The following is a 13,160-nucleotide window of genomic DNA, read 5'->3' on the forward strand; positions in this document are numbered from 1 at the left end:
GCTAGGGGCAAGAGACCAGGGGCCAGAGTCGGAAGATGTCCTAGGCTATTTTCCGGCTCTCGCCTCTCGGCCCTTGTCACCAGCCCCATAACCCAAAGGTACCGAATATGATTTCGTCACCCCATTTGACCCGACGCGATGCGTTGAAACTCGCTGCCGGCTTGGGACTGAGTTTTTCACTCCCGGCGATGGACCTGCGAGCGGCGAACAGTCGCGGTGCAGAACGGCCGAAGTCGCTGATTCTGCTGTGGATGGCGGGCGGTCCGAGTCAGTTAGAAACCTGGGACCCGCACCCCGGCACGAAAATCGGTGGTGATGCGAAAGCCATTTCGACTTCACTGCAGGGATTGAAAATCAGCGATCAGTTTCCGCGAATGGCGGAGCAGATGCAGCATTTGAACGTGATCCGTTCGCTTGTGTCCGAGGAGGGCGATCACGAACGCGGCACCTATCTGCTGAAGACCGGTTACCGCCCGGACGTCAAACTCACGCACCCGTCAATGGGGGCCGTGCTCGCCCACGAGTTGCCCACGCCGAAGTTGGAGATCCCGGACCACATTTCACTTGGCAGCAGTCAATGGCCTGGTCGCGGTGGATACTTGGGTGATCAGCTTGACGCATTCAAAGTGTACGACCCCGGTCGCAGTTTGCCGAACTTGCGAGCACGCGTGACCGACGAACGACAACAACGCCGTCTGGCTGCGCTCGACGTTCTTTCCAACACGTTCGCTGCCCGCCGACCGCTCGTCAGTGGTCGTACACTCCATCGACATACGACCGAGCAAGCCCTCACGATGATGCAGTCCGAACAACTTGCAGCATTCTCGATCGAGGACGAACCCGAAGCCGTTCAAAAATCGTATGGCGATACCCAGTTCGGTCGTGGCTGTTTAGTTGCGCGACGATTGGTCGAGCAGGGGGTGCGGGCGATCGAAGTCAACTTGAACGGCTTCGATAGTCACGCCAACAACCATGAAATTCACAACACGCGAGCCGCCGAGTTGGACCCTGCATTCGCCGCTTTGGTGAACGATCTCGTCGAACGCGACCTACTCGCTTCGGCGCTCATCTTGTGTATTGGTGAATTCGGACGCACACCGAAAATCAATCCACTCGCTGGTCGTGATCACTGGCCGACGGGCTTTTCGTGCGTGATTGGCGGCGGCGGGCTGGGTTCCGGGGTCGTCATCGGTGCGACCGACCCTACCGGCGAAAAGAAAGATCCGACCGACCCCGTTAGTGTGGCCGACTTGTTCGCGACGGTCTTTCACACGATGGGGCTTGATCCTGAGGAAGAGTTTCTCACACCGATCGGCCGTCCGATGGCCATCAGTTCGGGTTCACCGCTGACGCGTCTCCAACGCTCGTAATCAATCGCCAGTCGCTTGGGCTTTGCGACTTGATCTGCGTACACTCGTCGCATGGATCAAACGTCGTCCCCATCATCGTCATTTCTCTCCGGTCGAGCACCGGCGATGTCGGTCGCGTTTGCCCTGATCGTGGGCATCTTGGCTGATCGCGTTGTGGCTTTGTCGTTGATGCCATGGTGGTCGGCGGGGTGTGTTGCGGTCGTCATTTCGCTAGGCGCGGTCTGTGGGCATCGCTGGAGAATCGCCGGCGTTGGTGTACTCGTAGGATTCGCGTGTGTCGGCGGGGCAATACACCATCGGAGTTGGTCTACGCGAGCGGCAAACGATTTGGCTCGCTTCGCTGACGAGGAATCCCGCTTGGTGCGAGTTGAGGGAATCTTGCGATCACGACCTGTCATCCGATCGCGAAACGACAGCCCGATGCCGGCGGCATTCCCGCAAGTGGAAGACTCAGTCACGGTATTGGAATGCGAAACCCTGGCGACGGTGGACGGGCCAATCGCAATCGTGGGGAAAGTCCAACTACGAGTTTCCGGGCATCTCGCACATTGCACCGTGGGCGATCGTGTTCGTGTGCTCGGCTGGTTAGCGGTGCCAACGCCTCCCAAGAATCCAGGCGAGTTCGACTACGCCGCATACCTGCGTCGACAGGGCATCGGTGCGATTCTGCGAACTGGGCATCCCGATGCTGTGCAGCTTTTAGGAACGGCCGACCACACCGGGTTCGCGAGATTGTTGAATCAGATCCAGACGGAGGCAGAAACCTATTTGACGCACCGACTCGGTCCGGAACACGGTGCAATCGCGGCGGCGTTGTTGATCGGTCAACGAGCGGAACTCCCGAAAGCCCTTCGTGATCAATTCGCGAACACCGGCATGATGCACTTGCTCGCCATCTCCGGATTGCATGTGGCAATCTTCGCGGGTTTCGTCTGGATTGCTTGCCGATTGCTGCTACTAACTCCGCGAACAACGGGCGTTGTCATGCTGATGGCCATTTGGCTGTTAGCGGTTGTTTCGGGTTTGCGTCCACCGATTCTGCGAGCCAGTATCTTTCTGACGATTGCAATCGTCGGCCAACTTTCCGCTCGTCCGACACGATTGTTGAATACGTTGGGCGTAACGGTCACGATTCTGCTGCTGCATGATCCGTTGATGTTGTTCGATGTCGGTGCCCAACTTTCGTTACTGTCGGTCGTGGGAATCTTTTGGTCGCAGTCGTGGCCAAGTTGGAAACGCGAGCAAACGTTTGCCGATGAAACTCGTCTGCCAACGCCTTGGCGAGACGCACTCAATTCGCTGAAAAGTTTTGTATTTCAAAGTGCGCGGGTGATGCTCGGAATTTGGCTTCTAGCCGCTCCGCTGATTGCGTTGTCGTTCCAACTTGTCTCGCCGATTGGTCTGCTGTTGAATTTGATACTCGTGCCGCTGGCGACACCGATCCTAGGATTCGGATATGCGTTGTTGCTTTTCGGTCCTGCGTGGTCTTGGTTGGGGTGGGTCTTTGGATTTCTCTTCGATAGGTTATTGTCACTGCTATTGTTGGTCGTCGATTTCGCAGCCACCGTTCCGGCGGGACATCTCGCTGTTTCCTCCGTGCCGACGTGGTGGCTAGCCGGTTATTATCTCGGACTGATCGGTGTTCTCTGGCAATCGCGGTCCCGTGTGCGATCTGTTCGGCCAATTGTTTTTGGCGGTTTGATTTGGTTGGCAGTCGGTTTGGTGACAACAACCTTTCCATCGCGAACGACAGAATTGCGATGCACGTTCTTGGCAGTCGGGCATGGTGTGGCGGTCCTCATCGAAACGCCGAACGGGGGAACAATTCTGTACGATGCCGGTGCGATTGACGATCCGGCTCGCCCCGCGCGAGTAGTCACGGGTGCACTCACGCAGGCCAATCGGTCGGCCTTGAATGGTCTGATCGTTTCGCACGCGGACATCGACCACTTCAACGGTGTGCCAAGTTTGCTCGATGATGTGCCGGTGGCGGGCGTGTATGTCGCACAGAGTTTACTGGACTTTCAGCAGTCTGGGGTGGAGGTGCTTTGTGAATCGGCCAGCCGCCATCGCGTGCCGATCCGCCTGATCGGTGCCGGTGATCGTCTCAAGCTCGATCCTCAAGTCACGTTGACGGTGTTGGCACCGGAACCGGGGAAACGCCACGAAACCGACAATGCCAACAGCGTGGTATTGCTCTTGGAATACGCGGGACGTTCGATCCTACTGACGGGGGATTTGGAAGCAAACGGCTTGATCGACCTGACGCGGTCCGCCCGCAATGTCGATGTCTTGATGATTCCGCATCATGGCAGCTTGCGGACGGATCATGAATCGCTGGGTCACTGGGCGAACGCGCAAGCTGCCATTGCGAGCAGCGGACAACCCGGTCTTGTGGAGAAACTCATCGGCATGTACCCGGCTTCGACTCAACTGTTTTCGACGGCTGACCACGGGGCAGTCACGGTGACAATTTCCGCAACCGGCCGGCTTGTCATTTCGCCAACTTTCGCGCGGTAGGCTCAACGATTTCGCCAGAGCGTGTTTAGGGGAATGCCAAGTTCTTCCTGTTGCTTGGCGATGGCTTGGCGAAAGCGTTTGGCATCTTGCGGGTAACCCTTTGTCGGTTTTAACTCTGGGAGATGTTGCTGCCAAAACCGGTTGAATAACTCCATCGCGGTCTCACGGAGATACTTCGAGATCAACGATGCCACCGCAACCGGAAAGGCGGCTTCCGCCTTAGTTCGAAAGTGAAGTTCGGATCGCCCAACGCGATAACGGCTAAGATGCCGACCTTCATCGAGTCGCATGACCATCTCGCCATCGAGGATCTCAGCCAACAGTTCGTCGTACCGATTCCGTCCGCCGTGCTTGTCAATCACAATGAAACAGTCGCCGCCATCGACCGACCAATTCGCCTGGAGCAGCTTCAAACAATTTCGCGAATGAGCCAGCGCCTTGTTGTTCGCTTCATCGACCAAACGGTTCCAACGTGCCGTCAGGACGACATCACTTTGTATCGCTCGACAACACACGCCATGTGTTTCGCAGCATGTTCGCCAACGATCGACCGACTCCGAGAGGGTTTGCGGATCGATCACCAGTGGCAATGGAAGATCGGTGTTGTACCACGGTTCGGCAGCTGCGAATTCACGCCAGTTGCCCCCTAACATTTCGACCAACTCGGCGAGTGTCTGTGGCAACCGTTCAAAGCATAACCCCATCACCGCAAATACCGAGCGTTCAAGTTCAGCCATGCCTTTCGCGGGCGAATAGACTTCTTTCGAGTCGCCGATATGAAGTTTCTGAGGGTCGTACTTGTTCGCAGCGACATCCGCGAAACAGTCCCACAGATCGCACGCTCGTGGATCGTCGGGCACGTCCCATGCTGTCACGGTGACCACCAACGGCCCCAAGTTCGGCCCGTAACCGGCCTCGTCCATTCCAATCAAAGTTCCCATGTCACGGTCTTACCGCAACATCGGCTGACTCGCAACTTGGTGGGAATGAATTTCACCGTCCCACGGTCTAGGCTGTCGTCACACGACGGTTGGTTCCTAGGCGAGGAATCCAGAAGAACAGTCCGTCAGGCCGCATGGGAGCCGTGGCTTCGATGGTGGCAAAACGTCCGTTCGCGGCCCCGTTGATCGCGGCCGGTGGAATCCGCTGATCCAAAAGTTCGAACAGACTCTCGCTGGCGTCGTCGTTGCGAAGGAACACTCGGTTTCGCCCTGTGAGCGGGTCGCCGAAGAACAGATCGTCAAAGCCGTTGCCATCATAGTCACCGACCTGAATCTGAGGAAACGCATTCCCGTTGATTGCCGCCGGTGCGATGACATTCGAGACGATATCCAACAACTGAAGTTCATCGCGAGTGTCGGAATCGACGATGTCGATCCGGCGATTCACGCCGTTCTGCAAGTTCACGAATAACAGGCTCGTGCCGATGCCGGCGAAATTCCCCGTTCGCACCGTTTGGTAGGCATTGTCGTTCACCGCAGCTGGCGGAATGACGTTCGTTTGAATGCTATGAATTCCCGCCGGAGAATGGCTGGTGACCGATCGTAACTCGACAATGCGATTCCGTCCCGTCGCGGGATTCCAAAAGAACAGCGATTCGTAGATGTGTCCATCAAAATGCCCAGAAATCGCCTGAGTGAAATCGGAGTTGATCGCTGATGGATCGATCACGTTCGTCGTGACATAGCCTCGCAATGTGGGTAGGTGAAAAATAGTTGCAAACCGATTTCGCCCGGTCGTGGGATTCCAAAAGAACAAGCTATCTTGGTTCACACGATCGTATCGGCCGCTGACGAGCGTGGTGAAATCGTTGCCGTTGATCAACGTGGGGGCAAAGAAATTCGTCAGGACCCTGCCGTCACCGAGCAAGAACCGGTTCTGTCCACTCGCCGGATCCCAATAGAACTGATCATCGAGGCCGACGCCATCGAAGTTGCCGGTGACAAGATGCGTGTACTCTCCGTTGACGGTGCTCGGACTGATGGCGGCATTCGTCACTTGAGCAAGCGGGTCGGCAACGCCGGTCGTGGTGAAAGTTGCAGTCAGAGTTAAACCGGTGTGCGGCGTGGCTACGGTGTGTGTTCGCGAGCCGTTGTCGGACCACCCAGCGAATGTCAGCGACATACCATTGGCGACCTGGTTCTGCGGTGTGGAAACTTCAAATTCCATTCCTGGGATGACCCGGATTTCGGCCGGTGCAGCCTGCGTTTGACCGTTGAAGGTCACGTCCAATCCTGCGGGGTCTGTGATGATTCTCAAGCTCCTCAAATTCGGTTCGATCACCATTTGCTCGACACTCCGAAGCCCAGCCGAGTCCTCGACGGTCAACGTGATGGCATAAGCGACATCATTGAGCGTATACGGACTGACCGTTGCTGGCGTGAATTGACTCGAAGCTACGCCGCCAATGTCTGCAGAATTCAGGAACGGTCGTGTGATCCCCGGCAAACCGTCGTTGTCGGCGTCGCCGGCGTCGATCGTGGTGAGGTAATCCACCCGCCATTGGAAGCTTGCGGGATCAAGTTCCCCATCCGCCGAGTCGGTGGCTTCCCCTCGAAACGTAATCTCATCGCCTGCTATGAACATTCCGTCTCGAAGCCCCGATTCCACGGTGATTGTGGCGATGGGTGGTTCGTTCTCTGTCACGGTCAGCGTAGCCGACTCGCTGATCGTTATGCGATCCAAATCGTCCGTCACGATCACGCGGAATTGATCGCCGTCGTCCGCGTTTTGAACGTTGTCGAGAGTCAATGTTGTGATGATCTCGCCGGTGATGTTCTGCCAATTCGTGGTGCCACTTTCCGCACGCTGCCATTGAAACGAGAGGGCCGAATCTCCGCTGGCTGTCACGCGAAATGTGGCATCAAAACCAATCGTCACCGTTTGCGAGTCCGGCTGGTCGGTGATTGTCGGCGGTTGACTGCCGAAGGAAATGCGACGGACTTGCCCACGATTCCGGGACAGAACATACAAGTTTCCTGCATCGTCGATTTTCAAATCGACTGGGCTACCGAGATCGGAGGCAAACAGTTCCACCTCGCGTGTGTCGACATCGATCCGCCAAAGCGTGCTGTCACAGAAATCCGCAAAGAAGTAATCACCCGCGAATTCGCCAGGGAACTGCAACGTCTCCGGGTTATAGAACACACCGCCGGTAATCGCGCAACCGTTCGGCGGGTTGCCTCCTTGATCGTACGCAAAGAACGGTTCGGTGAAATCAGGAAACTGAGACGTCGAAAAATTCCCCTCCGTTGCAGGCCAACCGTAATTCAAACCGGCTCCGCCTTCGTTGATTTCTTCGAAGCTATTCTGACCGACATCGTTGATAAAGATGCGACCGGTTCCCGGTTGGACGGCGAACGTAAACGGATTTCGTAAACCGACCGCCCAAATCGCCCGATTCACGCCGCTGGGTGTCCCACTGATGCCAGGAAAAGTCGTGGGGTTGTCGGCCGGAATACGGAAGTTCTGCCCGTCGTCGTTCGGGAAATCGTCTCCTCGGACATCGACTCGCAGTATCTTGCCATGTCGGTTAGCGAGTGACTGTGCGTTCGCCGATTGAGCATTGTCGCCGGTTGCGATGTACAATAGGCCGTCGCTACCAAAGTGCATCGCTCCGCCGTTGTGGTTCCCAGCCGAGTGCGGATCGAGTTCCATAATGACTTGCTCGCTCCCCGCGAGTGCCAAGTCTCCGGCGGCGTTTGCAGTGAATCGACTCACGCGGTTATGGTTGTCCGCCGCGGTGGTTGTGTAATAGAGGTACACGAACCGATTGTTCTCGTAGTCGGGATCAAACGCGATTCCCAGCAGGCCGCGTTCGCTGAAGGTTTGTGTGCTGATCGGCGAGTTCTCGAGGAAGTTCTCTTGGACACGAGTATCTCCGTCCCAAACCTCGATCGTTCCGCTGTCTTCGAGAACGAAGAGTTTTCCATCGGGCGAGAACTGCATGGCCGATGGCGTGGTCAATGAATCGATCACCACCGTTTCACTAAACCCGCTCGGCACGACATCGGTTAGGGCGGTCGGTGAGTCGGGGCTGTCCGACGTGTCGCCCAAACTCATCCCGGAGAGCAAACACCGCGTTTCCAACACTTCGATAGATCGCTCCACGTGCGACCGTTTCGTGCGACGTCGTGCGACCACACGGCGGGGTTCAGAGTTTCGTCGGTGCAGAAAAGCGTTGAGTCGGCCAAACATCGGAAGTCCTGTTGATTGTCGCGTGAGGGTATCGCTATCCGGAATTTCTGGCCCGGTTCTACAATGATGATTCAGACCGGAAAGTGAAACCCGAAAAAGATGATTTCAGAACAAAACTCGACATCTCAGAGAAGTGACCTCTCGCGATATTCCAAAGCGTGCGTCGGGAGTCGTGTAGGCGTCGTGAAAATTTGAATGAACAAGCTATTCAGATGCATCGACAGTGGGTAGCATGATATTGTGAAGTTGGCCAACTCGCGCCGACATTCCGCCCGCCCATTTTGATCCCTCAGGGGAGAACCTGCCATGACTCTTGCCAGTCGCTTATCGTTGTGTATGGCGTTGTTCATTGTCGTTTCCAACGTTTCTGCCGCGGACCCGCCCGAGAAAAAAGGGCCGAACAAAGGCACTTTGGAAATCACCGTGAATATCGACGATCGAGAAAAATCGTACGATTCCCCCATCCGAGCCATGACCGAACTTCGTCGCGCGGAATCGAAATTTCAGCGGCTGAAGTCGGGTGAATCGATGACGTTTTCCTGCATCGTCAATCTCAACGAAACCGAATACGAGTTCAACGAACCGCCGGCCGCTCGCGAGGCTTGTCAGGCGTTGATGATGGCTTCGCGACGGTTGTCTGCCATTCGGAAAGGGCTGGGCGATGTCGGCACGATTCCGGAATATGATGCCGAAGCCGAGAAAAACCCCGACGATGCCGACGCCACCCCCCAGGTGAGCCCGGCACAAGCGATTGCAATCGTGCGACAGCGAATCAACATCGCGTTGTATCAACAGTTGATGCCACGAAACAGCGGTAACGGCGGTCGACCATCCCAACCGTCCCCGCCAAGTCCGCAGCAGATTCAGAGCATCATCAATCAAGAAGTGCAAAAAGCGCAGAATGAGGGGTTGCTGCCGTCATCGAATACGGCCCTCAATCCGCTGCAAGCGGGCGACCCTGTCGAAAACGAAATGGAAGCCGTCAAGCAGATGCTCTCTTATGTCTTCAGCAAATCGGAGTCACCCGCCGAAAAAGCGGATGAGGAAACCGAGAGCGAAGACAAAACATCCGACGAATAAGCTCCGCGACAATCCTCATCGTCCGGTTTCGCAACTTGGGAATTCCCTTGATAGCCAACGCGAAACCGGACAAGCATTTCTGCCGATTCTCGAATCTTCCAATCACTGACGAATTCCGTTCTCGATATTGTGACCAACGGAAGTTCCTGCATCGTTGCTTTGGAACAAGCTGCCGTTGCGATTACAATTGTTGACCCGTTGTGACAACCACACGCTCAACTGAATCGAGACACGCGCATGTCCCCGAGAATCGCCCTGATATTGTTGCTACTGATATTCCTCGCAGGTCCCGCGAGTGCGGAAGACTTCGAACCCTTCGGCATCTACGCCAAGACCGCCCCGCGAGCGAAATCAACGGAACCCATTAAGACCGAACTTCCGTTAAAGCTCAATCCGGGCGACCGCATTGCATTCATCGGCAACACCTTGCTCGAACGTTCGCAAGAGTTCGGGCACTTCGAAGCGATGCTGCATCAAACGTTTCCGCAGCACCAACTCGTTACACGGACGCTAGCATGGTCAGCGGATGAAATCGACCTGCAGCCACGCCCCGATAACTTCGCTGACACCGAACAACATCTCACGCACGAACAAGCCGACGTCATCTTCGCCGCCTACGGTTTTAACGAATCATTCGCCGGCGAAGCGGGTCTCCCCGAGTTCAAAAAGAAACTTACTGACTACATCGCAAACCTGAAATCGAAAGCCTTCAACGGAGAATCCGCCCCGCGGATCGTGCTGATCTCACCGATCGCAAATGAAGACATCAAGAACGTCGACGCCGGTTCGCGAAACAACGAGCGTATTCAACAATACGTCGCCGCAATGAAAGAAGTGGCCCACGAACAACAAGTCGGCTTCGCGGATGTGTACCAGACAACCCGTCAGGAGATGGCAAGTCTCGGCTCCGATCTCACCATCAACGGGATTCACCTCGGTGAAGAAGGGAACCGAGTCTTCTCCGCGGCACTCTTCGAGCAAGTCTTCAAGACCGACGCACCGACGGTCAATGAAACTCTTCGCAACGCGATCGTCGAGAAAAACCAGGAGTACTTTCGACGGTTTCGCCCGGTCAATACGTTCTACTACACCGGTGGCCGCAACAAGACTTACGGTTATCTCGACTTTCTTCCGGCTATGAAGAATTTCGACATCATGACGCGGAATCGGGATCAGTACATCTGGGATCTCGCCCAAGGCAAGCCGTCTGCCGACGGACCCGACGATTCCAACGTCCCACCATTGCCGAAGTCGATCGAAAGTCGCGGTGCGAACGAATGGATGTCCGCCGCAGACGAACAAAAAGCATTCCGCATGGACCCACGGTTTGAGGTCAATCTCTTCGCTGGCGAGGAGGAATTCCCCGATATCGCGAACCCCATCCAAATGCGTTGGGACGCTCGCGGACGGTTGTGGGTCAGTTGCTCGACGACATACCCACACGTCTATCCCGGTAATCAGCCGGACGACAAACTCGTGATTCTCGAAGACACTGATGGCGACGGCAAAGCCGACAAGTCGACCGTGTTCGCCGATGATCTTCACATCCCGCTGTCTTTTGAATTTGGTGATGGCGGCGTCTATGTTTCTGAGCAACCGAATCTGAGTTTTCTCAAGGACACCGACGGCGACGATCGCGCCGATGTGCACCAGACGATTCTCTCGGGGTTCGGAACCGAAGACTCCCATCACGCCCTACATGACTTCGCGTGGACACCTGACGGCGACTTAGTTTTTCGCGAATCGATCTTTCATCACTCGCAAGTCGAAACCCCATACGGACCAGTCCGGCAACAAAATAGTGGTTGGTTCCGCTTTGAACCGAAAACGCATCGATTGACGAGTTTCGGCACGTATCGCAGCACGAATCCTTGGGGTGTGACTTTCGATGATTGGGGGCAGCACGTTGCCAGTCACCCGGTCTATGCAGCCGCCTTTCATTCCTTAGACCCACCCTATCCACAACAACATCCTGCGCCCAAGGGTCTGCAGGCGTACTCCGGTGTGTGCGGGCATGAGTTCGTCGACTTCTCGACCTTTCCGGACGAGTTGCAAGGCGGGTTCATCAAGGTCCGTTATAAGCCTACGAACCGCGTTGAAATTCACAAGTGGATCGAGACGTCATCTGGCTATAACGAAGAATACGTCGGCGACCTTTTGTTCTCGACGAATCTCAGCTTCATTCCGGTTGACTTGCGATTCGGACCGCGAGGGGCCATGTATGTCTGCGATTGGTACAACCCCGTCAAAGGACATATGCAATATTCGCTGCGTGATGAACGACGCGATCGTCATTCCGGACGCATCTGGCGAATCACCACCAAAGGCAAACCCACCCAAGAGCCACCAAAAATTGCTGACGCCTCGATCGAAGAACTCATCGAGCTACTCGCACGCCCGGAATACCGAATTCGTTATTGGGCGAAACGCGAACTTCGCGAACGAAAGTCGGAAGACGTTGCGAAAGCACTCGATCAATGGGTGAAGAATCTCGATCCGACGGATACGAGATATCGACATCACCAACTCGAAGCCGTCTGGACATACCGAGGCATCGACGTTGCCCGACCGAAACTTCTTGAAGAACTGCTCGTCTGCGAAAACCATCATGCAAGAGCAGCCGCGACCGAACAACTTCGGTACTGGCATCCTCATCTACCAAATGCCATCCGACTGTTAAACCGAGCCGCGAACGATCCCAACGCGATTGTTCGGATGCAAGCGGCGATTGCAGCCAGCTACATCGGCACACACGATGCTTTCACAGCCATGCTGGATGTTTTCAAGTACCCCCGCAAAGGTCATGTGGCCTACGCCATCACCTGCGCTCTCGGCTCTCATACCCTCCGCAAACATTGGGAACATGATCCGAAGTACGGCATCGCCGAAATACTGAAGAAAGCGGCCAAAGAACAAGTCATCAAAGAGCCGACACCGACAGCATCGCAGGCACAATTTGATAGTCAGGAAAACCTTAAGTCTGTAGCCATTGCATGCGTGCCCGAACGGATGCTGTTTACGGTCAAAGATTTCACAGCCCAACCCGGACAACCGGTCAAAATCGTCTTCACCAATGCAGACGCGACCGACCACAACCTAGTCTTCGTTCAACCGGATGCCTTAGCCGAAGTGGGTATGGCTGCAAACGAGATGGCCAAAGATCCTCGCAATGCAAGCTCCGATTTTATTCCACCGCAGAAACGTGAATTGATTCTACACGCTTCGCCGATGATCGGCCCCAGTCGGACCTCGCGTGTGCATGTTCTGCGTTTTGAAGCGCCGAGTGAACCGGGAATTTATCCTTATGTCTGCACGTTTCCTGGACACTGGGTGGTCATGAATGGTGTGATGGTCGTGGCGAAAGACGAATCCTCCGCTCGAGAATTACTCGCTGCGAGTCGGCCGCAAGTCGTCAAGAAATGGACGATGCAAGACTTTGAAAACTTCGAAAAACTAGCTCGCCAACATGACGAAAAAACTGTCACACGCGGCATGACAGCATTCGTGAAAGCACGTTGTAATCAGTGTCATGTGGTCGCTGGTCACGGTGTGAACTTAGGACCAGACCTGACCGAATCGGTCAAGACGCTTAAAGGCGTCGAACTTCTCCGACAAATGATCGAACCCTCATCGAAGATTCACGAGAAGTTTCAGAACTATCAATTCGTGACTAGCGAAGGCCGCGTTGTTACCGGAGTGATTGTCAAAGAGGACAAGAAAAACTATCAGGTGGCGACGAACCTACTGACCCCCAACACCCTCACAACGATTCGTAAGAAGGATGTCGACTTAAAGATTGAATCGAAGACCTCGCCCATGCCGTTAGGGTTGTTGGACGTTCTTACCAAAGACGAGATTCTCGATCTGCATGCGTTTGTGGAATCCGGGGGCTTCAAACTCCCGAAACACTTGCAGCATCATCACAATCATCAGTCGAAGTAAATCGAACGGCGCCGGCGATTCGTCACCGGCGCTAGTTCCGTTCTGCGGGAC

General features: G+C 55.3%; 6 protein-coding genes. 4 read left to right on the plus strand and 2 right to left on the minus strand.

Annotation, left to right across the window (positions count from 1 at the left end; genetic code table 11):
* The first annotated feature begins 107 nt into the window (after window positions 1-107).
* Together AC5DDB_RS08200 and AC5DDB_RS08205 are read left to right on the plus strand one after the other, a co-directional pair.
* A complete protein-coding gene (locus AC5DDB_RS08200) occupies window positions 108-1,370 on the plus strand; it encodes a DUF1501 domain-containing protein (RefSeq protein WP_491739220.1) in 1,263 nt (420 codons plus the stop codon).
* 105 nt (window positions 1,371-1,475) lie between these two features.
* Window positions 1,476-3,890 (plus strand): DNA internalization-related competence protein ComEC/Rec2, encoded by a 2,415-nt coding sequence (locus AC5DDB_RS08205; RefSeq protein ID WP_491739221.1) that lies wholly within the window; start codon window positions 1,476-1,478, stop codon window positions 3,888-3,890.
* A gap of 2 nt (window positions 3,891-3,892) precedes the next feature.
* On the opposite strand, the gene AC5DDB_RS08210 is transcribed toward AC5DDB_RS08205, so the two are convergent.
* Both AC5DDB_RS08210 and AC5DDB_RS08215 read right to left on the minus strand, forming a co-directional pair.
* Window positions 3,893-4,831, minus strand: a complete 939-nt coding sequence (locus AC5DDB_RS08210; RefSeq protein WP_491739222.1) for a ribonuclease H family protein — start codon at window positions 4,829-4,831, stop codon at window positions 3,893-3,895.
* A gap of 67 nt (window positions 4,832-4,898) precedes the next feature.
* Window positions 4,899-8,000 carry a PQQ-dependent sugar dehydrogenase gene (locus tag AC5DDB_RS08215; RefSeq protein ID WP_491739223.1) on the minus strand — a complete coding sequence of 1,034 codons (3,102 nt, stop codon included), beginning with the start codon at window positions 7,998-8,000 and terminating at the stop codon, window positions 4,899-4,901.
* A 393-nt stretch (window positions 8,001-8,393) separates the two neighbouring features.
* Here AC5DDB_RS08215 and AC5DDB_RS08220 point away from each other — a divergent pair, with 393 nt between their 5' ends.
* Complete coding sequence (locus AC5DDB_RS08220; protein ID WP_491739224.1) at window positions 8,394-9,167, plus strand: hypothetical protein; 774 nt, start codon at window positions 8,394-8,396, stop codon at window positions 9,165-9,167.
* 237 nt (window positions 9,168-9,404) lie between these two features.
* Complete coding sequence (locus AC5DDB_RS08225; RefSeq protein WP_491739225.1) at window positions 9,405-13,109, plus strand: PVC-type heme-binding CxxCH protein; 3,705 nt, start codon at window positions 9,405-9,407, stop codon at window positions 13,107-13,109.
* Window positions 13,110-13,160: the final 51 nt, after the last annotated feature.

The organism is Thalassoroseus sp. (genome assembly GCF_984380535.1).